Raw genomic sequence first — 25,906 nt, forward strand, 5'->3', positions numbered from 1 at the left:
GTAGGTGGAATTCAGTTCCGCCGTAGTGCTGAACTGCCGATTTCTAGGGGCTTTAGCCCTTGCGCGAGGAAATCGGCAGTTCTTCCTTTGGTGACTAGAATTTATGGCGTTATGCCATAAATTCTACGGAGTGGCGACTTTGTCGACACTCTGACCACCCCTCAAAGAGAAGTGGTTGGTTAAATATTATTTGTTCATCAACCTAACGGCTCATGTATCTTTATGTCTATCTTCCGCATGGTACGGTATGAACCACATGTTCCGGCTCTTTCCCATCCGCAAAATCAACAATATCCTTCACCAGCATCGGAATAATCGTTTCCCCTATATCGGCCGTGCCTCCGCCCACATGGGGAGTAACCACAATATTGGGGTTTTCAAGCAGTTCATGTCCCTGGGGCAGGGGTTCCTGCTCTACGCAGTCCAGTCCGGCTCCCTTAAGTTTCCCGCATGCGACGGCCGCGGCAAGAGCGTGGTCGTCCACCAGGCCGCCCCTGGCGGCATTGATCAGGATCGCCCCGTCCTTCATCCGGGCAATCTCCTCTCCGCCTATCATGTGGTGGTTACTGTCCGTCAGAGGAATATGGAGGCTTATAATATCGGACGTCTTAAGCAGAGTATCAAAGGAAACACATTTCATCCGGTACTCTTCTTCCATCTCTGGGGAGAGACGGAAGGTATCAAAATACTGCACCTCTGCTCCAAAACTCTGTACCCTTTTCGCCACCTGGCGGCCGATATTGCCGCCGCCCACAATCCCCACCAGCTTATGATTCAGGGAAACGGAATCATTGATAAATGTATTCTTGCTCCAGCTTCCTCTGCCCAGACTTTCCGTATGGCACAGTAATTTTCTGCCCACGGCCAGCATCATCAGGACGCTCAGCTCCGCTACGGCCGCCGCATTTGCTCCCGGCGTGTTTGTGACGAGCACTCCATGCTCTGTCGCCGCCCCGGTGTCCACCGAATCGTAGCCGGCTCCCCAGCGCATAATCATTTTTAAATTTTTATTTCTTTCAATGACCTCTCTCGGAGCTTTAAAAACGCGCAGTATCATAATTTCCGCGTCTGTCATTGTTTTGTAGGCTTCCTCCGTATCTACCCGGACTACCTCAAACCGTTCCTCCGGGAGGGCCTTACGGACCGCCTCATATGTATTTGTGGGATAGTTTCCCGCAAGAACTACCTTTATCATATCATTCTCCTGTTCCATATACTTCCATCCTATTTTCCAGTTATCTCATATCCTGTTTCAGCGTATCGGCAATCTCTGCTATGAGAGCTTCCGACGGTTTCTTTTTATCAATTGCGGACACCTTTACAATCAACTGGTACAGATTCACCTGTTTTTCCTCCGCCACTTTCCTGAACAGCTTTATAAAGCTGGAATGGCAGCCCGAAAATCCGAGGGTGAGATCCAGAGGCGTTACAGGATTGTGGTAATTATACGGCTCCATGGCAGGCTGCAGGCGCTTTTCAATAAAATCCAGCATTCCATAGAGATCAATTTCTTCCATTTGTCCACACCGCTGCATCATCGCCGTGCAAATCTCCGTAGCGAGATTTCCGGCGCTTCTCGCCATTCCCATCAGACCGCAGTCCAATATTGCCGCTCCGTTCTGGTAAGCCGCCATTGCATTCGCCGCCGAAAGTCCCAGATTGTTGTGGCCGTGAAACGCCACAGGAATTGATACGGCGTCTGCCAGCTTTTCCGTATAAACGGCCACCTCATCCGGCAGCATCGTACCGGCGGAATCCATAATCGTAATCTCGTCCAGACCTGCCGCCTCCAGCTTTTTGCCCTCTTCCGCTAGCTCTGTGGGGTTTAAAAGGTATGCTTTCATGGAAGAATAGAACGCTTTTAAATTATTTTTCTTAATATCTTTTATTGCCTGGAGGGAAATATCGGCATCTCCTGCATCCGCTCCGACCCGCAGAAAAGAAAGTCCTTTTTCCGCTGCCAGTACCACGTTCTTTTCACGGTAGCGGTTGGCATTTAAAAACATGCCCAGTTCCGAAGAGCGCCCTTTATATTTTTCCGCAATGTCCAGATATTCCTGATCCGTCAATGCATCCGTAAACCCGGCTACCTCATAGGCTCCGATTCCTCCGGTGTTCCCAAATTCGATAATCGGAACATGACAGGCCGTCAGGCCGTCCAGAACCATGTCTGTTATTTCTGCTGAAAACCCTTTTCCCACCACATTTGCCCCATCTCTGAGCGTACAGTCCATTAATTTAATCTTCATTTTAAACCTCCCTGAATATGATCACTGAATATGACTACTGAATACAATTTCTGAATACATTTTATAAACAATTTCTGAATACATTTTCTGAATATAATTTCTGAATTAATCCAAATTCCTTTTTTCCCGTCTCCTTAAATCCGTCTCCTCTTTTTGTCAAACAGGATAATTCCTACAACGGCAAATCCAATCATAAGCGCTGCTCCCACGCCCATGGTCAGGGAGATTCCGGTCATTAACCAGACCGGGGCAAAACCTACAAAGGAATCCTTCCAGCAGGTCAGGGTCGCATAAACGCCATGGGTGTCTCCCGCCGAGGAACAGGAATCCGGATCCACGGCCCGCACCAGCGCCAGACCGGTGGAAGTGTTGCCGGTCGCGGCTCCGAATGCCATCATTGCTTTTTCAAACCACTCATGCTTGCAGAACCTGTTTGCCGTGATGAGAATAATCGGAACGGTCAGGAGGCAAAGAGTAAGGTTGCGGCGGCAGCGCTTGCCGTCCCATGGCCGCCATGAAAGGAAAACACTCCCATAATTCCCCAGCCCTTCGGCAATCCGGGCCATATTTTAGACAGCAGGTATCCCAGCCCCGTTCCCACGCACATCTGCATTCCATAGGCCGTCATAGGCACACAAATATAATCCAGATAGGAGCCGATACGATCCCGGTTGAAGTTTACACCAAACACCAGAGACGCCATCACAATATCGATTAAAACGTTTGGAACCTTTGCATAAGTTTCCGGCACCGGAACCACATTCAGAATCTGCGGCCCCAGTATCAGGATCACCAGCCCTCCAATCAGCGATGACGGCAAAAATAATTTTTGCAGCGGTTTGACATACTCCCTGATGAAAAATCCCAGTAACATGAACACCGCCAGCAGAAGCATGTCGTTACAAAATGTCCGAACAGTCATTGTATTTCTCTCCTTTTCTCTTTGCTTAACTGGATCGTATCACGTTCTATAAACAATGTCTAACAGCATAATTTTAAGTTTTTCCCAATAATTATGTTGTGGTTAATATCCTGTTTTGTCTATACTCTTTGATTCCAAACGTCTAAAGCCCCGCTGCCTGATGACAGCGGGGCTGATACAAATACTGTCCCTGTCCGATACGTAAAACAAGATTTCTCTTTCCTATATCGCTTTAGATATCTGTCTCTCTACTCTATAAATTTACGCCGGAGCTCTGTATACCGTTTCCCCTTCCAGAACCGTCAGGAACGGACAGAGCATTTCCGAACCGGTTACCGTGTCTCCCTGGACATCGGTAAACATGAATTCACCTTTTCTTCTCTCAAATACAGACAGGTTCGCCCTTGCGCCTTCCTTAAGGCAGCCGGTTTCCCCCTTCATTCCCATCCGTTCTGCCGGAAATGATGCGCAGCAGGCCGTCACCTGAGGCAGGGTCATCCCAAGCGCCATAAAACGCGACATCAGATAAGGGAGGGAAAAGGCCGGTTCATAGAGAAACGTATTTCTGGTAAAATCCCCTGAAATCAAATCCGGGAGGAGTCCCAGTTCCAATGCCTTTCTGGCGGTTTCATGGCCAAAATGACCCTTTCCGCATGCCGATTCCAGTATGATCCCCTTTTTCCTGGCCCTGATCATTTCACCGGACACACTGCCATTTTCCAGGATTCCCTTTTGCGGTGTGAACACGTGACAGAAAATGTCCCCTGGCCGCAGAATATCGATCAGTTCAGACAGTGAGCCCTGGAAATCGGGCATATGGGCTGAAAGTGGAAGCCCGCATGCATTTGCCGTCTCCACAGCGCCGCGCAGGGCATCGAAGCTGGTTGTATTGCTCTGTTTTGCAATCTCGCTGCTGATCCGTATCTTCAGGCCAATGATTTGTTCCCGATGCGTATCGCACATTTTTAAAATCCTGCTTTTGTCAAAGTAAGCCGGGTTAATGTTCTCATTATGGCTTCCCAGACAGCTTAAACCTTCGGACGCCACGTTTAAGTACATTCTGCAGTTTCTCCGCTCCCGCTCCGTGAGGCTTTCCAGAAACGCTTCAAAATTGGATACTCCGGCGCTTCCCGCGTCCACGGCTCCGGTTACTCCGGTGGCCAGATAGGACGAGGCGTGAAGCGAGGTCAGGGTTCCTCCCGCGTAAAAATGGGCATGGAAGTCAATCAGTCCCGGCAGCACCGCCCTTCCCGATACATCTATCTCATGCAGGCCCCCCTCCCCGATGGAGGGAGCGATCTTTTCAATCCTGCCGTCCTTCACGCCAATATCTTCCGCAGCCCCGTCAAGACCATTTTCCGGATCGGTCAGCCGGCCGTTTCTCAAAATCAAATCATACATCTTACGTCTCCTCCTTACCCGATATTTTCCCGTCACACTCCTGTTTCGAAAGTTTCACTCGCTACCAGATGAACTGGGAAAGCATCACCAAAACCGCCCCGATAGCCGCCCACAGCATGACAATCTTAAAGGAGAATTTAAACCACTGGGTAAAGTCCACGTTGACTACGCCGATCACGCTCATTACCGCTCCCGACCACGGAAGGATATGAGTCAGAAATCCGTCTCCAAAATTGAATGCCAGAATAGCTGTCTGCCTGGACAGGCCGATAATATCGGCAACCGGAGTCATAATGGGCATCGTCACCACAACCTGCCCGCTGCCCGATACGATTACAAAATTTACCAGAATCTGGGCCAGATACATGCCGAGGCTCTGCAGAGACGCCGGCAGAAATTGAAGTGTTCCGGCAATATAGTACACACAGGAATCCATAATTTTGCCGTCTGTCAGTATTTTGGAAATTGCCGAAGCCATTCCAATCAGAATCAGAGGGAACACAACTCCCTTGGCACCGTTAATAAATTCTTTGATGACTGTATCGGCCTTCATTCCCGAGCAGGCCGCCACGATAAATAACACCCAGATAAATACCGCCGACTGATTGTTGACGCCCCAGCCGAGGCGGATCGAGCCGTACATCACCGCGATATAACCGCCGATGACGGTAAGAAGTATCAGAACATGCCTGAAATTCAGCGATGCCCTGCCGCTCAAATCAATTGTTTCCGCATTCTCCCGCAGTTCCAGTTCATATGTATAGCTGACCGTCCGATCACGTTTTACCTGCTCCGCATAGCGCATAATGTAGATGCAGGTCGGAACCAGCAGCACCGCCATACAGAAAAGCCGGTAGCCCACTCCGGAGTATAACGGAAGTTCCGCTATCACATCGGCAATTCCCGTCGTCTGGGGATTCAACGCGCCGCAGCTAAAGCCGATGCCGCCTCCCAGGATAACCGTCGCCACACCGGTCATAGCGTCAAATCCAACACCCCTCATCAGTAAAACCGCAATCGGCGTAAACCCAATCAGCGTATTGATGCCCTGGGTCGTGCAAAGCAGGGAAAAGAGAATTGTCAGGATCGGAATAATCAGCTTCTCCTTCCCCTGAAGTTTCCTGGCCACCGTCATCGTAAGGCCGTCAAACGTCTCGGTTGCAATTACAACCTGGAACACGCCCGAGATAATCATTACGAAAAAAATGGTTGCCGCCATGCTGTTCATTCCCTTGACCAGATAGGACGGTATCATAAAAAGATTGACCGGATGCTGCGCAATAAAAGAAAACTCCTTCGGTATCACGACCGTGTTTCCCGCCGCATTCTGAATTCTTGAATACTCTCCCGCCGGGATTATCCATGTCATCACTACCGCTATCACACACAGCGCCAGTATTATAATAAAAATATTAGGCATCTTAAATAACTTTTTCTGTTTTTTCTGCTTCATCGCAGCCCCCTCCTGGTATTTGCTTCTGTTGATACTTGCTTCTCCTTGTATCATTTCTTTTGATGTTCATTTCTAAAAACTCCCGTTCCATCTCATTTCATCCGATAGATGACGGTTGTCTTGTCGTCCTCAATTTCCATGCATTTAGATTGATTTCCCCGATAACCATATGGTATCATAGTAAATATACCAATTACAAACAGTATAAAATTGTTATTTTGACAAGAAGATTATTGTGTTAAACAGGAGGACGTCGATGAATTTAAAGAGTCTGGAATATTTTCTGATCGCGGCGGAAGAGATGAATTTTACCAAAGCCGCCGAACGGCTTTTTATCTCACAGCAGGCCCTGAGCGGTCATATTAAACGGCTGGAGGAGGAATACAATGTGGAACTTTTCTGCCGCCGCCCATCGCTCCATCTGACACCGGCCGGGGACAGCATGGTATTCTATGCCCGTCAGTTTCTGAATACGCATGCCCGGATGGAGGCCGACTTTGCCGATCTCTCCTCCAATTATAAAGGCCATTTTTCCATCGGCCTGTCGAGACTCCGCTGCCAGGTCTTCTTCCCGAAAATCTGGGAGGAATTTCACCGCCTGCATCCCAATATCGATATTTCAATTGCGGACGGCGCCTCACAAACCTATGCAGAGCTTTTGCAAAAAGGGGATATTGATCTGTATGTGGGACTTAATATTGCGGCAAGGCCCAATGTCACCCTGCTGCCACTGGCCAAAGACCGCCTGTTTTGCTGCATCCCTTATTCGCTGATACAAAAGCACTATCCCGGACATCCGGAAGCGGTGGCAGACTCGCTGCGGCAGGGCGTCGATCTGCTCCAGATTGCCCAGCTGCCTTTTATCATGCTGGCCTCAGGGAACCGGCTGCGCAGGAATATTGATGCATTTTTTCTCTCCAACCAGATACATCCCCACATCATCATGGAGAGCAACCACCAGGATTTGATATACCGGATGTCAAGAGACGGCTACGGGGTCGGTATCATCTCCCCCTTTCTAATCTATCAGACGGAGCGGCTTGGGAATCCCGATAGAGAGTCCCTGATTACCTGCCCCATTCTGAATGAGATGCCGGAGAATCTGATCTGCCTGGCACACAGAAACGACTACCCGCTTCCCCGATATGCAGAAGATTTTATTGCCATCACACAGAAGATATTTGCGGATTATGCAAGCTCCATTGCCCCTGCCTGCGGAGAACCGTTCAATAACATGACACAGCATAACATACAGTACATTCAGGAGGTGCATAAATGAGATGTCCGAAATGCGGAAATGAGAATTGTCAGATCACAACAGAAGTAACTTCATCGGGAAAGGATTTTTCGGCAGGAAAAGGATGCTGTGGCGCTCTGCTGCTCGGGCCGATTGGAATCCTCTGCGGCGCCTGCGGAAAAGGCAAACAGATTAATTCCACCACGTTCTGGGTCTGCCCACATTGCGGAAAGAAGTTCCGGGCATGAATTTGAATCAGGATCGGCTTTGGGTCAATTCAATGCAGTGGTGTAAAAAATACTGCGGCTGCCACCAGAGGCCCGAGCGCAGTTTTTTCCTGGGTAATTACCAGTTTCCCCTGTGCGCCAGGTGCACGGGCATTGCCCTGGGCCATATTGCCGCAATCGCAGCAGCGCCATTTTACACTTTTAAATATGCTGTCTCACTTTTCATACTTCCTATGGCCGTTGATGGGACCCTGCAGTATTTTACCTCTTACCGGTCGAATAATTTGAAAAGGGTTATCACCGGGTTCTTTTACGGATTTGCTTTTACATCCGTTGTATTCCGGACTGTGAAACTGTTTGTACGATTCCCGCAATTTCCCCGTGCCAACCGTCTCCAGCCTGTCCTCCCCGCCTTCCAATTATTAAAATTCTATAAACATCATAAACCACTGTAACCGGCATATCTTTAAATTGGAAGAATAAAGTAAGGAAACCATTAGCTTCCTTAAATTTTATTAACCTTTTCTAAATCCCCTTGAAGTCGTCCAGAGAGTGTGCTATAATCAGTCAAAGTTGAAAGACTTGTTAAGAAAGTGTTAATATTCCTAAAAAAATTCCAATACTATGGAAGGTGATTTTATGAAGAATTTCCTAAAGAAGTATGGGCACCTTTGGATACTTGGATATGGTTTTATTTATCTGCCATGGTTCGTATACCTTGAGAAGACCATAACAAAGCATTACCATATCATGCATTCCGTGGTGGATGATTATATCCCGTTCAATGAATATTTTATCATCCCCTATTTCCTGTGGTTTGCGTATGTGGCCATTACCATCGCCTATTTCTTTTTTGTAAACAAAGAAGATTATTACCGGCTCTGTATCTTTTTGTTTACAGGCATGACGCTCAGCCTGTTAGTCTGCACCCTCTTCCCGAACGGAACCGATTTCAGGCCTGTGATAGACCCGAATAAAAACGTGTTCTCCAGGATGGTCGCGATGCTCTACCAGGCCGATACATGTACTAATGTATTTCCGAGCGTACACGTTTACAACTCTATCGGAACACATATTGCCATTATGAAGAGTGAAAGCCTGAAGAAATACAAAGCGGTACGGGTACTGTCCTTCATCCTGATGGTTTCCATCTGTATGGCCACCGTGTTCTTAAAACAGCACTCCATCATTGATGTGGTCGGCGCGGTTCTCCTGTGCGGAGCGATTTATCCTCTGGCCTATGCAGGCAGCAGTGCGGAAGAGACAAGACCGGAATTCATACGTTAATATTGAACAACCGTAAAACGAAACCCCTGGCAGGAATGATTCCGCCGGGGGTTTTATAATTGTTTCACAATATTATAATTCACGGAGTACGTTACCGCCCGGAACCATGCATTTCAGCAGACTCCGGGCGGTAACGTACTTCTCTTAATTAAATCCATAGAACTTCTGTGTAATCTTATAGCAGGCAATCGACACCTTTCTGCCGCTCTTGCCGGGCAGATTTGTGCCCTGGCCGAGGAACCCCCAGCGGAGCCTGATATAAAGCCCCAGGTTCTTCTGTTTCAGATACTGCCACAGCTCTTTTTTCTTTGCCAGGTTCTCCTCTGTTTCGGAACGGATGGCCAGAATGGAAGAAACCGTCATCATAATCTCCAGATATCGGATCATATATCTGCGGAGTTTCCTGTTGCTCATCTTCATCACATCATAATACCCAAGCATCAGCTTTGTCACGCGGATCTGCTGATCCAGGCGGCCGATCATAACCGCCTCATTCACCGACTGATCTTCCCTTCCGATGAAATACCGGTAGAAATTGACATCCAGATAATACATGGATTTCACATGCGGCAGCGGCTGATACACAAAAATGTTGTCCACATAGAATGTATGCTTCGGAAGCTCCAGACCGCAATCACGCAGCATCTCCGTGCGGTAGATAACGGAATGCATCAGGATATACTGGCCCAGCATGAACATCTTCACTCCGCTCCAGTCTATCAGCTCTTCCTTTGGGATGGCGGTCCTGTAGTTCATGACTTTCTTCCGCTTCACTCCCTGCTTCTCATATACAAAGTTAGTAATCAGCATATCCAGGGTAACATTATCTTGACAGAACTTGCGCAGGGTCTTTAAAACCTCGCGGTAAGCCTCATCATTGACCCAGTCGTCACTGTCCACCACCTTGAAAAAAACACCGGAGGCATTTCTCAGGCCGGCGTTGACCGCTTCACCGTGTCCGCCGTTCTCCTGATGGATGGCACGGCAGATACCCGGGTAACGCCTCTCATATTCGTCGGCAATCTCCGCAGTATCGTCCTTTGTGGAACCGTCGTCCACAATCAGGATCTCCACCTCGTCTCCGCCCGGAAGGAGCGACTCGATGCAGTGCCTCATATAGGCAGTGGAATTATAGCAGGGGATTGCAACTGATAAAAGTTTCAATGGTCTTTACCTCCATTATTTTTTCTGTATGTTTAATTGGTTACAGCAGTTTTTTCTTTCTGAAAAAAAGGATTTCCAGGATAATGACAGCTGCGCTGAGCGCTGCCACTGCCGGATAACCATATTTCCACGCCAGTTCCGGCATGTTGGAAAAGTTCATTCCATACCAGCCCACAATCAGGGTCAAAGGCAGGAATATCGTAGTAACCACCGTCAGAAGGTTCATCGAACGGTTCAGGGCAATGTCAATCTGTGACTGGTACATCTCACGGATTTGCAGGATGTATTCCCGGAGCATTGAGACATGATCCCCCAGACGTTCCACACGGTGGGCAAAAACAGCAAAGGATTCCTTTTCCTCCATCCCAAAAAGCAGGTTTGTATTCGAGCGGAAGACATCCGCCATATCGGCCAGCTGGGTCAGAAACGACTGCAGATGAAGCATGTCTTTCCGGCAGCGGATGATCTTCTCATAAAAATTCTTCTGGAGGCTTTTTGTCATCTTATCTTCCATGACAATCAGCTTTTCCTCATATTCCTGAAGAAAGATGGCGTCCCCCTCGATCAGGCTGTTTAAAAATCCGGTAAAAAATACGGACATGCCGCCCTGTTCGCCGTACTCCACCTCTTTCAGCCTTTCCAGAAGCGATTTCACATGCTCCGCGCCGTCCTCAACAAAAATGAGCCTGTCCTTTACCATGTGGAATCCGAAATTCTCTTTCTTTCCCGGAAGATTTCTGACATTGGGTGTCGAAAAAGTCCCTAAAATACATCCGCCAAAGATCTCCGCCTTAGAATACTGGATATGTTCTATCTGCTTTAAAAACAGTTTCTTATAAGGAATCGGCTCCTTATCCAGAGTGAGTTCTTCCGATGTCATCAGTTCGATGCGGATATCTTCCCTGCCGTATTCTTCTCCCTCTTTCAAAACAGCCAGGCGGCCATTCAGGCGGTAACGAATCATGCCAACTGCTCCATCTCCGCGTTTACCTGGTCTTCACAGGAGCGCATCGCCAGAATTGTCTGTTCCAGCAGACGGTCAAGTTCCCATCCAAGCTGATCCGCACCTCTGGAAATTACGTCCCTGGAACAGCCCGCAGCGAATTTTTTATCTTTAAACTTCTTCTTTAAGCTGGAAAGCTCCATATCTTTTGAGCTTTTGGAGGGGCGCATCCTGGCTGCCGCGCCGATTAAGCCGGTTAATTCATCGGAGGCAAAGAGAACCTTCTCCATCTCGTGTTCCGGCGCCGTATCGACGCGGAGACCGTAGCCATGGCTGACAACAGCATGAATCAGCTCCTCCTCGGCCCCTCCCTCCCTCAAAAGCTCCGGAGCTTTCTCACAGTGCTCTTCCGGATATAATTCAAAGTCAATATCATGAAGGAGTCCGACAATGCCCCAGAAATCAGCATCCTCGCCGTATCCCAGTTCTTCTGCGTACCAGCGCATAACCCCCTCTACCGTCAATGCGTGAAGGATATGAAATGGTTCCTTATTATATTTCTTCAATAATTCCAGTGCCTGTTCCCTGCTAAGTGAAGTTTTCATTTCTTTTTTCCTCTCTTGAATCTTTTTGTTACTGTTCACACGGATGTAACGGAGTGAACAGTAACATCTTTTTCCCCTGCATTCCTGCCGGAACCTGCAGGAGTAATTTGTCTTACCTATAGTTATATCAAAATCCTTTTGCAAAATAAAGCATCTTTTCTTACAATTTAAAATAAAATCCTTTACCTTTTTATGGAGGCCGTAAAATTCTGCAAACTATTGGATTCACCGGCGCCTTGTTCATGATGAAAAAAACATTTTATGTACAGGCCGCCGCTGCCGGTTAAAGAGTAATCTTTCCGATGCATTTTTCAATGCACCACTTTAAGTCTATCTTTTCCGCGGTGTCCGACGCATAGATTGGATAACTCGCCACCAGCTCGCCTCCCACATAGTAGGATGCGCTGCCGACCGGAGTCCCGGCTTCCACCGGAGCCGGCCGTTCTTTCGGATATTCATAGCGGATGTCCGGCGTCTCATCTTTTCTCATCAGGACTTTCAGTGTCTGTTCCTCTTCTCCCAGGCACATGGACATGGGAACCTCGTCTTTCTTGCCGTCTATTATCTTTAACGAGGGAAAGGCCTTATTTTTTTCAAAAATTTCATAATAGTCGTAATTTTCAAAGGCATAGCCGGCCAGTTTTCTCATATCATCCCATTTATACGTCTTGTGGGGAGGCCAGCCGCAGCCGAGCAGGGCCACCGTAAACTCTCTTCCATCCTTCTTAAGCGCGCCGACATAGCAATATCCTGCGTTCCCGGTAAATCCCGTCTTTCCAGACAGCGCCTCCGGCATCATCGAAAGCAATGCATTGTGGTTTCCAAGATAGAAGGAACGTTTTCCGCTCTCATCGGTAATTGTCCTCGACGCGGTCCTCGTGATTTCCAGGAATTCATCACTCTTTGGGGACTGTTCCACGCAGTAGCGCATAATCCTCGCCAAATCGGCGGCGGTCGTGGAGTGGGGCTCCCCGTCCTCTTTCCTGGTTCCGTCCAGGCCATTGGGCGTAACAAAACAGGTATCCGTACATCCGATATCACGGGCCTTCTGGTTCATCATCTTCGCAAAACCGTCCACCGTTCCGCCAATGTGTTCCGCTATCGCTACCGCCGTGTCATTATGGGATTCAAGCATCAGGGAATAAAGTAAATCCCCCAGACGGTATTTCTCACCCGCCCTTATATTGAGCTGGACATCCGGCATGGAGGCAGCGTAAGAGCTCACCTCGACCATATCATCCAGATTTCCCTGTTCCAGAGCCAGAATACACGTCATGATCTTTGTCGTGCTGGCCATCGGCCTCTTCTCGGCCTCCTCTTTTCCATATAAAATGCGCCCTGTAGCGGCGTCCATGAGCACTGCCGACTGGGCGCACAATTTGGGCTGGGATATCGGATCGGGTTCTGCCTTCCCGGTACTTTCCTGCTCCGTTCCCTGCACAGTTTCCTGCAGTGTTTCCACTCCCGTCCCGGCTGCCTGGCAAAATACCGCCGCTTTCCGGTCTGTCCCCAAAATTACGAGAAACAGCCCCAGAAATACGGCGGCAGCAATTTTCTTTATTCTATCTCTCATCCCCGCTCTCCCGAAAATCTCCTCAGGAAAACTATATGCGGGTAAAAAATCATTTATTCCAGCGGCTCATTAAGCTTTTCCGTTCCCGGCAGCACAAAGCGTCCGCCCGCGATAACAGGTGTGACGGTTCCGTCTGCATGAACCGCTTCAATACGGTCCAGCTCGGAATAAGGAATTGTTATATCCGTATGGCAGTTAAAATAGGCCTGGGCCGGATCTTCGCTCCTGCGGACGGAAATCTCATTCTCCTTCGCCACAATCTCCTTCCCGTCCGGGTTGTGCATCGGGCAGTCCTCCATCCAGCTGTAGCAAGTGTCTCCTACTGCAAAATGCGGTCCCATCTTCTCAGCGATCAGAATCGGGAATTTATCGAGAATCTGGTATTTTTGTGCGACCGCATAAGCCGTCGTATTGGTGCCGATGGCAAATTCACCCATCGGAAGGCTGTCATGATTCTTCATAATAGCCTGTTTCACCAGCGCTTTTCCTTCTTTCTCATCCGCAAAGTTAGCACAGCCGTAATCTGTAACCTTTCCATCTTTAAATTCCATATAGAGGTTTTTGAACTGGTAATCACCAATATAGACGCAGCCTACGAAAAGTGTGCCGTCCGTCCCTGACAGTACAGGAGATGTGAAGACCTCTCCCACTGGAATGTTCACGTCGGCCACACAGTTCTCAAATTTTGTCTCTTTATCCGGATCCGAAAGCTGACGGAGATTGATCCTTAAATCGGTCCTGTTCTCCCCCATGCCGTAAACACGGACATATTCCGCCTGATCGAGGGCATCTATAATCAACTGCTGGATATCCCGGTAAAGTTCGTAGTCCAGTGTGTTGATTCTGATGGTTTCCTCAAAAATCGCCTCAAAGTCTCTGCCGATCTCCGGCAGCGGGAATGCAATAATGGTAAAGCTGGTCTCCATTCCAGGCACATAAGCGTCTGTAATCTGCATTGATTCATTTGCGTAGGCGAGAAGCAGCTTTTCCTGTTTCTCATTCAGAGCAAAAGCTTCTTTTTTATTTTCCGGTGCAAAGCCTTCCTCACCGAAAGTCTCCACAACAGCCGGTCCTGCATATCCCCTCGCCAGCGTCTTGTACTCTTCATATGCCACCTTGAGAACCGACAGTTTTCTTTCCTTAAACGCTTTGTCCAGATAAATGGCGCTGTCATAACGGTGGTCGTAATCATACTGCCTGTTGGCAGGCGTTGCATAGTAACCGTTCGTCCTTGTGGCGGCACGGTTAACCGTTCCCACGGCAGCCCTGCTGATGACCGGCTCCAATCCCATATTTCTGAAATTCACCACGGCCATGCGGATTATCCGCTCAAATCCGATGTGATACCGGATCTGGACCGTCTTCTTTCCTTTGTACTCGCGGCCGCTTGCCACAAAGCCCTTTCTCAGTCCCTCGGTGTAAGTGTCCGCCATCTTTCTGACGGTTTCCTCCGGAAGAGAATTTAAAAATGAGGCCACCTTAAGCTCTGATTCCGAGATATACTCCCCAAACCGGTAAAGATATCTGAGGTCGGAGAGATCACTGTCCATGATAATTGATTTTGCAAAATCCAGAGAAGGATCCAGTGTCTCGCGCACCCTGTAGGTCAGCATTACATCGCAGTAATCACTGACAAAATAGTAAAGAATCTCTTTCAGTTCCTTAAGCTCCGGTGTCTCACCTTCAAACAGGTTGTATGCCTCGATGAAAAGCTCTTCCAGGATTGTCATATCTGCCAGCCGGCTCTCAAAGGCGTATACGATCATTCCCCGGATCTCCGTGTACAAAAATGACAGATATCGGCCGAAATCCGTTCCCAGGCGTTTCACCGCATAGGTGGGGTTTGCATAACTCTCATCATACCGTCCCGGCAGCACATCCTCATAAAGCCTGCGGTTCAGCGCCTTTGCCTCATCCAGATCAAGCTCTTCAAGCTCCCCGCTGTTCTGCATACCGAAAATATCCTCGGCCATCAGAATAAATTCCGCTGTTCTTCTGAAATAATCCCTGTATGGTTCCTCCACCGTCTCCTCACCGGCAAACTGTCCGATTCTCTGAAGCGCCAGTTCATGGCGTTCTTCGACTGCCTCGTTCTCCTCTTTGAACATTTCCCAATACTTCATATTTATCACCTCTTAAATCCTATCAGTAATATTACAAAACACAGAATTACCATAGCGGCCGCAGCCACTGTCCCTATCTTTGCCAGGATATAATTCTTCTCTGGTTCCTTAAAGGAACAGTATCCATAGCGCAGCGACACAACGGAAAACAACACGCCTGAAAAACAGGCTGCCACGGCTCCCAGCGGCGTATCCCCCTGGCTTCTGACACTGAAAACCATCCCTGCCACACAGAGCGCCACACCTACAGCCGCAGATATTAAGCATATGAAACTGTGCTCCGCCATCGGCTTCTTGATATATGAAATTCTGTTATCTGTCTGACGCGCCACTTGCCATCCTCCTGATTCCTCTTACAATACAGACACAGATATAGCCTGCAATTCCTCCTAATGTATTCAAAAACATATCATCCACATCAAAACTTCCCACCTTAAACACGAGCTGAATCGTCTCAATGCCAAAGCTCATAAGAAAACTCAGCAGAAATGTATTGTACCATTTCTTTCCCCTGCGGCTGATGATCGGCAGGATAAAGCCAAAAGGCATGAAACAAACGACATTGCCCACCGTGTTCAGCAAAAAGGATCGCATTCCAAGAAGTTCCCTGTATCTGTAAAATCGTTTGATTTCCTTAAATAAAACGAGATTATAGGCATATTCCTCATGCCCCGATCGGCCAAAACCATCCGAAAAAAACATAAAATATGTCAACACCACCAGATAGCAGATAAACAGTATCCAGCATATCTTCTGGTGCATTTTTGTATTTTTAATCATATATTCCCCATCTATCGGCCATAGCAGTCCGGTCTTATGGCCTGCCTCCGCTATTAATAAACAACTGCCCCGCCGGGCAGCGTCTGATCTTTCCATTTCATATTATCCGGGTGTGTCCCCGGCAGGCAAAAAAGAATACTGCAAAGGGCTCTGCTGTTCTTCGACAGGTTAATCCGTCTCTCCAGCAGAAACCAGACCTCTGCAGCACTCGTTGTATTCCAGACAGCCTTAAAATGGGGGCTGCCGTTTCTCATTCGATACGGTATAAGTCACAATAAAGAGTCCGGCAAGCCGGGCTCACGCCGATCGCAGCCGCATCGCGGCGTATCACATCTTCGCGCGGGTGAGCAGCCTGCACGGACTCTCCGGTTCCACGCTTAGAATGTTATCTCTGATTTGCGTTTCAACAGCACGGCTCCGCTGATGATAGCCATCACTCCGGCCGCCACTCCGGCCGTAATAATCACACTGCCAATTACAATATTGATAATGCCCGTATTACGCATCGTCTTATATACTTTCTCCATATCGGCCACTCCTTACATGTTGTTTTCTAATTCCAGCTTTATTGATTCCGTGCCTTTAGTTCGCGCCGTACTGCTCGTAATATGCGTCAATTGCTGCTTTCAGCCCATCGTCGATCACTACCTTGCCCTGGCATTCCCTGTTATATAAGTGCTCAACCACATCCGCCATGGAAACGATGGCGGCGGTAGGAAAACCGTAAAGTTCCTTCACTTCTTCGAGCGCACTCTTGTCCCCTTTCCCTCTCTCCATACGGTTTAAGGAAACCATCAGTCCCTTTACTTCCACATCGGCCTGTGCTTTGATAATCGGGAAGGTCTCCTCGATTGATTTTCCGGATGTAGTTACATCTTCGATGATAACGACGCGGTCTCCATCCTTCAGTTTACTTCCCAGAAGAATTCCGGTGTCCCCATGATCCTTTGCTTCTTTCCTGTTGGAACAGTAACGGATATCTTTTCCGTAAAGCTCGCTGATGGCCATGGTCGTGGCTACGCTGAGAGGAATCCCCTTATAGGCCGGCCCGAAAAGTACATCGAAATCGAGTCCGTAGTTATCATGGATAGCCTTTGCATAATATTCACCCAGTCTGCGAAGCTGCGTTCCCGTCACATAGGCTCCCGCATTCATGAAAAACGGTGATTTCCTGCCGCTCTTTAATGTGAACTCTCCAAACTTGAGCACCTCGCTCTCCACCATGAATTCGATAAATTCCTGCTTGTACTGTTCCATCTCATCTTCTCCTTCTATATATTGCAGATTTCTCCGCACTTTTATTCTTAAATCTTGTCCGGATGCCCTTTTTCAATTATATACAGATTATTGGCGCCAAGACATTATTTTCCCTATTTTACCACAGCTAAGCCGGTTTTTCAATCTGCGCATATATAAAATTTGGAGTCCCCGGATTGCCTGGGTTACGGTTCACCGGTAATATTCCATGGGGTGTTTCCACGCGCAATCTGTGTACCCCGGTTAAGCGGCCTACAGGCTGTCGTAATATTGTGCCGCCTCCTCTCTGTTTATCAAAAAGCGTTTGGACAGCTTCTCTATAATCTGTTCCCGACTCTTCCCTTCTTCCAGATTGTCCAGGATAAGGGCTTTGATTCCCTGCTCAATCCCCTCTTTTATTCCTTCTCTTCTCTCTTCATCCAGTATGCTGCACATACTTTCCAATCCCTCCTTTTTCTCCTTCAGATATCTGACTTTTCTCACTATATTAGGAAAGGTATCTGTTTTGTAGCCGCTGTCCGAATTCTTCATATAGTATAGAAGCTCATCAATCTTTTCATCACCGCAGCGGCGCTCCAGATTTGCATAAATCTCATGAACGCCGTTGTATAAGGTACTTCCGCTGCTCTCTAAAACTCTTCTCACACGGTAAAGTCCTCTGTTATGTGCAAGAAAATCCTTCTCCGTTATAAAAATTGTGTAGATATCTGGCAGAGCATGATAGGGCACCCCCTTTTCCAGATAGCTCATATCAATACTTGCCTGGTAATATCTTACTCTTTTCTGGTGATCGCCGTCATCCGACACCTGCATTTCAATATTAATCAGGCGCCCTTCCATATCCTCGGCCAGAATATCTAAAACTACGGAACGGTTCTCAATATTCCGGATTGAATACTGTGCCTTTACCTCCTTCACCGTAAATCCCGGATCGCACAGTAGAATACGGATTGCCTCTTCACATGCTTCCCTATCCTCCAGTACCTTGCAGAAAAACACGTCACTCGTCATGTTAAACCGGCCGACCTTTTTCCGGCGTTCCTCATAGGATTGCGTCCGGCTGTCCAGGCTGCTCTCCGGCCTCTCTTTATTCATTTGTAACTCCTCTCTTTCGTGACAGGAGTTTCTTTGTCCTGCCATATGTTTTTGTCTGTTGAAATATGGCAGAATTTGCCGTTTGCAATGTATTGCAGAATTTAAAACCTGATGCCGTGATACCGGCATCGACTTGTATGTTTCATTATAATCTTTTGTGCGGTGAATATCAAGATTTTTCGTGTAGATGAGGATTTAATTGAGATGCGAGGACGCCTCTGTAAGACGGCGGACGGGGTAGTGGGAGGTTGGATATGAGTCTTCAGTCCCGGTTTGTAGGTTGTGGTGAGGGGGAATCCGGAGAAAGACTTTCCTGCGGGGACACGCTCCCGCTTGTGAAGCGCACAGCGGATGCTAAGCTCGAAAGGACCTCGCTAAGCACCGGCGGGCTTCAAGGTCACCCTTCGGAAAGTTTTTCTCCTCCTTCCCCCGGGCAGGTTGTCGACGGGACTGAAGACTCAGGGAAGGTGATTGCCCCGTCCGCCGGCTTCAGGGCTGATTGTCTCTTTCGTCAAGTAAGGGGAAGGTATTGTTGCGTCCACTATGTAGTCGTGAATTTTTTATCCTATGAAGGTATTCTGGGCTGGATTCATAGAAAAATCCAAAGCTATATTTAATGATGAATCAAAAAATTCAATGGTTATTCAAGGACAGATAAAGCTTCAAAGCTCAGATTCATTAATTTAATACCATACAGGGGGCATTCTCCTGGAATTCGAGAAAATGTAGTGGTAGCGACAATCCCTCCCCCCTTTGAAGGAATAAGAACAAATCAGCGGCCGTAGGCCGGGGTTCGGGATGGCGAAAACCTTCGCGTCTTCAGTCCCGGTCCATAACCTTCCCATGGGGAATCCGGGAGAAAAAGATTCCGCAGGGAACCTGGGAGTTCATCGGCACTTACCGAGGTATTTTCGAGGTTAGTGTCCGTTATGTACTCCAAAGAGCGCAAGCGTTTCCCGAAGGAACTTTTTCTGCCCGGATTCCCCACCCGCGACAACCTGCAAGCCGGGACTGAAGACTCACAACCTCCCCTCACCATCCCGAACCCCGACCGTCCCGGCGGCGTTCTACTTCCTCAACTGATATGTAATGACTTTTGTCAAGTGTAAATTGCGGAACTTCACCACATACTTTTATTTTTTGTTTCTGAAGACATCTGGAAAGAGCTTCGGAGTGTCAGTTCCCGGCATTGGCCACTCTGATATTCGTGGATTGGTTACCTACAGGTCAATGGTCCGCCGTGGGCTCTACCGTCTAATTGCGTGGATCACAAATATTTGTGCCTACATAGTTGAGGCGTAGATAGCCCGAACCTTGAAATGGCCGAAACCCTTTCAAGATGTCTTCAGTTGTTACTTTGGATTGTGGCTAGATGTATGTGGCGCTAGCCAGCTTACATCGGCTTGTTTACCCGCTACTGTAGCGGGCGGTTACTGTCAGGGCCCTGACGCCGCAGGCGGTGCGCAGCAGCCTTGACCGGAGCCGCACGGTGCTGTAACCGTATCAGGCTATGTGATCCGTCATCATTCCCCACATGAAACAGGCCAGTTCCCTTGCGATTGCTGTTTTTGCTACATTGCTGCGCTTGTTCTGTCCAAGCACCATTTTGTAATAGCGCCGCCTTAGGCGCTCATTGGCCTTGTCTGCGTAAGCAATCACCTGTGGTGTATTTCCACTCTGGCGGGCTTTTAATTCCCTAGACTTGTATCCGATTTGCCCACGGCTATAACTCTGCGCCGCTTCAACCAGCAACCGGCGCACGTGGGTGTTCCCTGCCTTGGTGATGCCAAGCCTCTGTCGTCCGTCCCCGCTGGAATCTTCGCCTGGTACCAGCCCCAGGTACGATGCAAACCGGTCTGCTGTCGCAAACCGCTTGAAATCGCCAACCTCCACTATGACAGACAAGGCGGTCTGGGTTTTGACGCCAAGTAAACAGGTGAGCTTTTTGACATCTTCCCGATATTCCTCCCTGGACCCAAGCTCCTCAATACGCTGCTCAAGACGCTCCAGTTTATTGCTGAGCTGATCGAAGGTCAACAGATATTCGTCGAGAATCTCCTTGTACAGGCCATCCGGGGTCAATGCCCTGAGCCATTTGATATGGGTTTGAGTCCAGTGGCTGCCGCCTCTCTCATAGCGATAATTATGGCGCAAGCAGAATGCCAGGATCTGCTGCTTTATCTTTTTAAGCGCCAGCTTGTGGTCGGTTCGCATCCGGAGATATTCCTTGATTTCTTCATCCTGCTCCGTAGGGACATGGACCGGGCTATAATTATGCTGGGCCAAGCAGCGGCCAATCAGGGCAGCGTCGCGTTTGTCTGTTTTTATTTTTTTCTTCCCACGCTTCTGTAACATGGTAGTCGGAGCGAGGATTACGCAGTTAACATGATGTTCCGTTAACTGATGATATAAAGTGAAGCCGAGACAGCCAGCCTCATAACCGCATATGAAATACGCATCCTTTCCGTAAATGGTACGCAGAAACTCGAGATATTTTAGGACTTGTTTGTAATCCGATTCGACTTTCTGGACATGGGACGCTTTGTCTTCTTCGATTGTGAAGCTGCAAAGTGAAAAACTTTCCTTATGAACATCCATTCCTACGTAAACTGTGTTATAATTCATTTGATGACCTCCATTTGTATGCGGTAATCCCTGTTACCTTTGTTCTTAACAAACTTTAGTATACAGGTAAATCCACGAATTTACAAACTGGGGGTCATTACTTATTGTCTAACTCCTTATTTTACAGCCCCAACCAGCTCATTAATATCGTCCACATGATATTTCTTCATATAAGCCTCGATTCCCTCTACAATCTCTACGGTTGCATAAGGATTATGGAAGTTCGCCGTGCCTACGGATACCGCCGTCGCTCCGGCCAGAATAAACTCTATCGCATCGTCGGCCGTCATGATTCCTCCCATGCCGATAATGGGGAGTTTTACAGCATTCGCCACCTGATAAACCATTCTGACAGCCACCGGTTTGATGGCAGGTCCGGAAAGTCCTCCTGTCTTATTGGCTACGGCAAAGGTACGTTTGTGTATGTCGATCTTCATTCCCGTCAATGTGTTAATCAGTGAAATGACGTCGGCTCCACCGGCTTCGGCCGCCTTTGCCATGACGGTGATATCTGTCACGTTGGGGCTGAGTTTCATAATAACAGGCTGTTTTGCGTATTTTTTCACTTCCCGCGTGATGGCTTCCACCGCCCCCGGATCCTGTCCGAATGCGATACCGCCTTCTTTCACATTGGGGCAGGAGATATTGATCTCCAGCATGTCTACCGGCTGATCGGAGAGTTTCTCCACCACGTCGATGTAATCCTCCATCGTCTTACCGCAGACATTTACAATAATCTTAGTGTCAAACTGGGTTAAATAAGGAATGTCCCTCTTTGCAAATACATCGAATCCCGGATTCTGGAGACCGATGGCGTTGATCATGCCGCCGTAAGTCTCGGCAATCCTCGGTGTCGGATTGCCCGGCCAGGGGATGTTCGCCACCCCTTTGGTGACAACGGCTCCCAACCTGTTGAGGTCCAGCATCTCGCCGTATTCCGCGCCGGAACCAAAGGTGCCCGAAGCCGTCATGACCGGATTCTTAAGCTCCACACCGGCCAGATTTACTTTTGTATTCATTATAAATCCACCTCCTGTGCCAGAAAAACGGGACCGTCCTTACAGATCCGTTTATTGTGTACATTACTGTGGTGATCTACCTCTTTACTCTGGCAGACACAGGCAAGGCAGGCCCCGATTCCGCAGGCCATCTTCTCCTCCAGGGAGATATAGCAGCGGATGTTATGCTCCTCTGCGTACTGTTTCAGCGCGCGCAGCATCGGAGTCGGGCCGCAGGCGTACATAACATCGGCAGTCAGCCCGTTTTCCCGGATGGCGTCCAGCACATTGCCTTTCGTTCCCACACTGCCGTCCTCGGTAGCCACAAATACTTCTCCATACGCCTCGAATTCATCCTTAAGAAAGAGGTTTTCATCGCGGTAGCCGAGCACCATCTGTTTTTCACAGTTTAAGTTCTTTGCCAGTTCCAGCATCGGCGGAATTCCGATTCCTCCGCCAATCAGGAATACGTTCTCTCCCTCCTGCGGAAAACCGTTTCCAAGTGGTCCCATAATATCGATAGAATCGCCCGATTCAAAGGATGAAAATTCCTTTGTACCAGCCCCTGCAATCCTGTATACAATACGCAGTCTTCCCTCATCGGCATCTGCTTCACAGATGCTGATTGGACGCGGAAGTAATCTGGAACCATCTTTGCTGTATACGGAGATAAACTGTCCGGGTCTGGCTTCCCTGGCAGCCTCCGTTGTAATCCACATACTATAAATCTCAGGAGCCAGTTCTTCCTGGCTGTAGACAACTGCTGTTTCTTTCACCTGTGCCATTGGTTCCTCCTATAATACGCTGTTGATATCGGCAATCATATCGATGACAGCCTGTCTGGACGCCTCTGCAAAATGCTCAGCGCCAAATTTCGCATATGGTTCTTTCTTATAAGCCGCAATGATTCCCCTGGAGGAGTTGACAACCGCTCCAAGACCGTCCTCATTGAAGCAGTATTTCAAATCTTCAGCCGTTCCGCCCTGGGCACCGTATCCCGGTACCAGGAAATACGTCTTCGGCATCAGTTTTCTCAGCACTCTGCTCATCTCGGGATAGGTTGCTCCGACCACTGCGCCGACATTGCTGTATGCTCCGTCCATGGATGCTTCTCCCCACTCTACCACCTTCCCGGCCACCAGCTCATAGAGCGGCCTTCCGTCAATCAGACGATCCTGGAATTCACCGCTGGAAGGATTCGATGTCTTTACCAGTACAAAGATACCTCTGTCATATTCATTGCAGACATCTACAAAAGGCTTCACCCCGTCCGTACCCAGATAAGGGTTCACCGTAATATATTCCGTATCAAAACCGCTACAAACCGTATTTCCCACCTTCACCTTGCCGATATGCCCCGTCGCATATGCTGTGGAGGTGGAACCAATATCACCGCGCTTTACATCTCCAATTACTACAAGGCCCTTCTGCTGACAGTATTTTACAGTCTTATCGTAAGCCTTCAGTCCCTCGATCCCGAACTGCTCATACATGGCAATCTGGGGTTTCACGGAAGGAATCAGATCGGCAGTCGCATCCACAATCGCCTTATTAAACTGCCATATGGCCTCCGCCGCTCCCTCCAGAGTCTCTCCATACTGCTCATACGCTTTCTTTGTTACATGCTCCGGTATATAGCTTAACATCGGATCAAGTCCCACACAGATTGGTGCCTTTGTCTTCTGTATCTTTTCGATTAATTTGCTGACCATTATTTCCTCCTTCAGGTTACTGCTGCTTTGCGCTTATCTTGTGTTTGGTGGTGCTTTTGGTGTTATAATCTTCCTTATTTTATCATAAGTCCAAAATGGTTTCAAGGCAAATTGAGATGCGGGACGCCTGTAGTGGGGGGAGCGGGGTGAGGACTTTAATGGTGGGTCTTCAGTCCCGGCCGGAGATTGTCGTGAAGGGGGAATCCGGGCCGGAAACATTCTTCCCCGGGCAGGGATCGACGGGACTGAAGACAGGGAACGGATCGCCCCCGCCGCCATCCCAACATCGGCTCATTGTCCCTTTCGTCAAGTTGGATAAGGGGTTTATCGCAGCCACTACTTAGTCTGTAAAGAACTAATGCTTTATGAATTGCCCCAAATTTTTTATATTCATAGGGCTATATGTAAAAAAGCGAAAAAAAGCTGTCGCAAATGAAATTTTTCTCTAAGATATAGCTTTTCGGTTATTCCCGATTCTCATATCTTGTCCAGAAAATTTCGTTTACAACAGCTTCTACAGGGGCCGGATGGAGGGCAATAACCTGCGCGGCATCAGTTCCGGCCGAAAATTCCGGTGGGTAAGGAGATTTCTTTCTTCCGGATTCCCCCCCACCACTAACCATCGCCCGGAACTGATGCCTCAAAATCCTCGCTTACCATACCGATCCCCGGCCGTACCGGCGGCGGCCTCATTTTTCAACCCCTTAATGTAATGACAGGGTCGCCACATAATCTCCATTTTTGTAAACCTTCGCCGCAAACTGCTCTTCCGTCACTGTTTCCAGCTCCATCCACAGTTCTTCGGCGGCCAGCATGATGTGCGAGAGCATAATTCCGATGCTGAACTCCTTCATACTCTCAGAAGCATTCAGGGCAAACCTGCTCTTTTTTGCAAAGACGTAAATCCGGTCTGCATATACAATGAACCGCCAGGGCTGGGCATTGAAGGCGGATGGCGCCAGGCGGGCCGCCTTCAGTACCGTCTTGATCTGTTCTCCGGCCTCCTCCTTGAAGACGCAGAGTTCGTTTAGCGGCAGTCTCTTGGCAAGGGGGCTTTCCCTGTAAAGTTTTCCCTCGGGCCAGCCGAAGGCTACGAGCATAACGAGGCGTTTTCCGTTCCTGACCGGCTGCTTCAGCCGGCTTCCGCCCAGATAACATGTTCCCAGGCCCTTGACCGTCATATAAAGAATTAACTGTTCCATTATATAACCGCCGTTTCTCTCATAGCCGTCTTCCGGTTCGGAGTAAAAAGCCAGGTAATAGGGCGCGTCTGTTTTCCACAGACCCCTGACCTCTGCTTTCTTTTTCGTATTGTCAAGAATCTCCAGCTCCGTCCGAATCCTGTCATTCAGTCTGGAGGTTTTTTCAAAGTATGCAAGAATCTGCGCCTGCAGCCTCTCCGGAACTTCCCGGTCCGTGTATTTTCTAACGGAATGTCTGCTTCCAATTGCCTCGTACAGGTTCATCCTGGTTTCCCCCTCTTTCTATCGCCGAAGTCAGAGCCGGCATCCGCTCCCGTTGCTGTTCAGCCAGGTCTGCTTCACAGAAACGGGACAGAAACTAGATAAGCCCCGACACAAGAGGCACCACAAGCACGGTAAGAAGTCCGGCCACCGCAATGGCCAGGCTGCCCATGGCGCCCTCTATTTCTCCCAGTTCCAAAGCCCTGGCGGTTCCAATGGCGTGGGCTGCTGTCCCAAGCGCCAGGCCTTTCGCCATAGGCTCTTCAATTTTAAATATTCCAAACAGCCAGTCCGCAATAATATTCCCCAGTATTCCCGTGATTATTATGCTGACGATTGTAAGTGTCACAATACCTCCTGCTTCCTCGCTGACGCCCATGCCGATTGCCGTTGTGATGGACTTCGGAAGAAGGGATACGTAATGAGTGTGCTCCAGGCCAAATGCCCTCGCCATGACAAAGATACTCCCGGCGCTGCCGAGCACTCCCGTCACGATTGCCGCTGCCACGGCCACCAGGTTCTTCTTAAGAAGCTCAAGCTGCCTGTAAAGCGGAATGGCAAGACAGACCGTGGCCGGGGTGAGCAGATAGCTCAAAAAGCCCGCTCCTTTATTATATTCTTCATAGTTTATATGAAATACCGATAAAAATGCAATTACAAGTATAATCGCAACCAGCAGAGGGTTCAGGATGGCAAATCCCGTCCTCTTCCTCAGCCACACTCCGAAAAGGTAGGCTCCCACGCTGATCAGCATTCCGAAATAAAGTGACGATTCAACCAACTGATTCATGA

General features: G+C 48.7%; 25 protein-coding genes. 3 read left to right on the top strand and 22 right to left on the bottom strand.

Annotation, left to right across the window (positions count from 1 at the left end; translation table 11 throughout):
• Positions 1 to 226 precede the first annotated feature (226 nt).
• From V3C10_17190 to V3C10_17215, 6 genes are all read right to left on the bottom strand, one after another.
• Positions 227 to 1,213 carry a 2-hydroxyacid dehydrogenase gene (locus tag V3C10_17190; protein WVP61028.1) on the bottom strand — a complete coding sequence of 329 codons (987 nt, stop codon included), beginning with the start codon at positions 1,211 to 1,213 and terminating at the stop codon, positions 227 to 229.
• Positions 1,214 to 1,235: 22 nt separating this feature from the next.
• Positions 1,236 to 2,249, bottom strand: coding sequence for a 4-hydroxy-2-oxovalerate aldolase (locus V3C10_17195; GenBank protein ID WVP61029.1), 1,014 nt, complete (start codon positions 2,247 to 2,249; stop codon positions 1,236 to 1,238).
• A gap of 134 nt (positions 2,250 to 2,383) precedes the next feature.
• Positions 2,384 to 2,647 (bottom strand): hypothetical protein, encoded by a 264-nt coding sequence (locus V3C10_17200; GenBank protein WVP61030.1) that lies wholly within the window; start codon positions 2,645 to 2,647, stop codon positions 2,384 to 2,386.
• A gap of 62 nt (positions 2,648 to 2,709) precedes the next feature.
• On the bottom strand, positions 2,710 to 3,171 hold the full coding sequence (locus V3C10_17205) for a sodium/glutamate symporter (GenBank protein WVP61031.1): 462 nt from the start codon (positions 3,169 to 3,171) through the stop codon (positions 2,710 to 2,712).
• 261 nt (positions 3,172 to 3,432) lie between these two features.
• Positions 3,433 to 4,572 (bottom strand): amidohydrolase family protein, encoded by a 1,140-nt coding sequence (locus V3C10_17210; GenBank protein ID WVP61032.1) that lies wholly within the window; start codon positions 4,570 to 4,572, stop codon positions 3,433 to 3,435.
• Positions 4,573 to 4,633: 61 nt separating this feature from the next.
• On the bottom strand, positions 4,634 to 6,025 hold the full coding sequence (locus V3C10_17215; protein ID WVP61033.1) for a Na+/H+ antiporter NhaC family protein: 1,392 nt from the start codon (positions 6,023 to 6,025) through the stop codon (positions 4,634 to 4,636).
• A gap of 256 nt (positions 6,026 to 6,281) precedes the next feature.
• Between V3C10_17215 and V3C10_17220 the strand changes: the two genes are divergently transcribed.
• The 3 genes from V3C10_17220 (at position 6,282) to V3C10_17230 (ending at position 8,776) form a co-directional block, all read left to right on the top strand.
• The gene (locus V3C10_17220; GenBank protein ID WVP61034.1) at positions 6,282 to 7,304 is read left to right on the top strand and encodes a LysR family transcriptional regulator; all 1,023 of its coding nucleotides are present in this window, start codon (positions 6,282 to 6,284) and stop codon (positions 7,302 to 7,304) included.
• Positions 7,301 to 7,510, top strand: coding sequence for a hypothetical protein (locus V3C10_17225; GenBank protein ID WVP61035.1), 210 nt, complete (start codon positions 7,301 to 7,303; stop codon positions 7,508 to 7,510). Before V3C10_17220 ends, V3C10_17225 begins: the two co-directional genes overlap by 4 nt.
• A gap of 618 nt (positions 7,511 to 8,128) precedes the next feature.
• On the top strand, positions 8,129 to 8,776 hold the full coding sequence (locus V3C10_17230) for a phosphatase PAP2 family protein (protein ID WVP61036.1): 648 nt from the start codon (positions 8,129 to 8,131) through the stop codon (positions 8,774 to 8,776).
• 144 nt (positions 8,777 to 8,920) lie between these two features.
• Here the strand turns inward: V3C10_17230 and V3C10_17235 are convergent, their stop codons facing one another.
• The 16 genes from V3C10_17235 to V3C10_17310 form a co-directional block, all read right to left on the bottom strand.
• A complete protein-coding gene (locus V3C10_17235) occupies positions 8,921 to 9,940 on the bottom strand; it encodes a glycosyltransferase family 2 protein (protein WVP61037.1) in 1,020 nt (339 codons plus the stop codon).
• A 40-nt stretch (positions 9,941 to 9,980) separates the two neighbouring features.
• Entirely contained in the window at positions 9,981 to 10,904 is a 924-nt protein-coding gene (locus V3C10_17240; protein ID WVP61038.1) for a CorA family divalent cation transporter, read from the bottom strand.
• Positions 10,901 to 11,488 carry a hydrolase gene (locus V3C10_17245; protein ID WVP61039.1) on the bottom strand — a complete coding sequence of 196 codons (588 nt, stop codon included), beginning with the start codon at positions 11,486 to 11,488 and terminating at the stop codon, positions 10,901 to 10,903. The genes V3C10_17240 and V3C10_17245 overlap by 4 nt, the downstream gene beginning before the upstream one ends.
• A gap of 283 nt (positions 11,489 to 11,771) precedes the next feature.
• On the bottom strand, positions 11,772 to 13,061 hold the full coding sequence (locus tag V3C10_17250) for a D-alanyl-D-alanine carboxypeptidase family protein (GenBank protein ID WVP61040.1): 1,290 nt from the start codon (positions 13,059 to 13,061) through the stop codon (positions 11,772 to 11,774).
• A gap of 53 nt (positions 13,062 to 13,114) precedes the next feature.
• Positions 13,115 to 15,184 (bottom strand): aminopeptidase, encoded by a 2,070-nt coding sequence (locus V3C10_17255; GenBank protein ID WVP61041.1) that lies wholly within the window; start codon positions 15,182 to 15,184, stop codon positions 13,115 to 13,117.
• Positions 15,185 to 15,189: 5 nt separating this feature from the next.
• Positions 15,190 to 15,516 (bottom strand): hypothetical protein, encoded by a 327-nt coding sequence (locus V3C10_17260; protein WVP61042.1) that lies wholly within the window; start codon positions 15,514 to 15,516, stop codon positions 15,190 to 15,192.
• A complete protein-coding gene (locus tag V3C10_17265) occupies positions 15,497 to 15,964 on the bottom strand; it encodes a VanZ family protein (GenBank protein WVP61043.1) in 468 nt (155 codons plus the stop codon). The genes V3C10_17260 and V3C10_17265 overlap by 20 nt, the downstream gene beginning before the upstream one ends.
• A gap of 377 nt (positions 15,965 to 16,341) precedes the next feature.
• Positions 16,342 to 16,491, bottom strand: a complete 150-nt coding sequence (locus tag V3C10_17270) for a hypothetical protein (GenBank protein WVP61044.1) — start codon at positions 16,489 to 16,491, stop codon at positions 16,342 to 16,344.
• Between the two features lie 55 nt (positions 16,492 to 16,546).
• A complete protein-coding gene (gene pyrE / locus V3C10_17275) occupies positions 16,547 to 17,221 on the bottom strand; it encodes an orotate phosphoribosyltransferase (GenBank protein ID WVP61045.1) in 675 nt (224 codons plus the stop codon).
• A 252-nt stretch (positions 17,222 to 17,473) separates the two neighbouring features.
• Entirely contained in the window at positions 17,474 to 18,316 is an 843-nt protein-coding gene (locus V3C10_17280) for an Rpn family recombination-promoting nuclease/putative transposase (GenBank protein ID WVP61046.1), read from the bottom strand.
• Between the two features lie 1,503 nt (positions 18,317 to 19,819).
• Positions 19,820 to 20,941, bottom strand: coding sequence for an IS110 family transposase (locus tag V3C10_17285; GenBank protein ID WVP61047.1), 1,122 nt, complete (start codon positions 20,939 to 20,941; stop codon positions 19,820 to 19,822).
• A 116-nt stretch (positions 20,942 to 21,057) separates the two neighbouring features.
• Entirely contained in the window at positions 21,058 to 21,960 is a 903-nt protein-coding gene (locus V3C10_17290; protein ID WVP61048.1) for a dihydroorotate dehydrogenase, read from the bottom strand.
• A complete protein-coding gene (locus tag V3C10_17295) occupies positions 21,960 to 22,724 on the bottom strand; it encodes a dihydroorotate dehydrogenase electron transfer subunit (GenBank protein WVP61049.1) in 765 nt (254 codons plus the stop codon). Before V3C10_17295 ends, V3C10_17290 begins: the two co-directional genes overlap by 1 nt.
• 9 nt (positions 22,725 to 22,733) lie before the next feature.
• Positions 22,734 to 23,651, bottom strand: coding sequence for an orotidine-5'-phosphate decarboxylase (gene pyrF, locus V3C10_17300; GenBank protein WVP61050.1), 918 nt, complete (start codon positions 23,649 to 23,651; stop codon positions 22,734 to 22,736).
• 704 nt (positions 23,652 to 24,355) lie between these two features.
• On the bottom strand, positions 24,356 to 25,117 hold the full coding sequence (locus V3C10_17305; protein WVP61051.1) for a nitroreductase family protein: 762 nt from the start codon (positions 25,115 to 25,117) through the stop codon (positions 24,356 to 24,358).
• A 94-nt stretch (positions 25,118 to 25,211) separates the two neighbouring features.
• On the bottom strand, positions 25,212 to 25,904 hold the full coding sequence (locus V3C10_17310; protein WVP61052.1) for an LrgB family protein: 693 nt from the start codon (positions 25,902 to 25,904) through the stop codon (positions 25,212 to 25,214).
• Between the last annotated feature and the right edge of the window lie 2 nt (positions 25,905 to 25,906).

It is taken from the genome of [Clostridium] symbiosum, assembly GCA_036419695.1.
Lineage (GTDB): Bacteria > Bacillota > Clostridia > Lachnospirales > Lachnospiraceae > Otoolea > Otoolea symbiosa_A.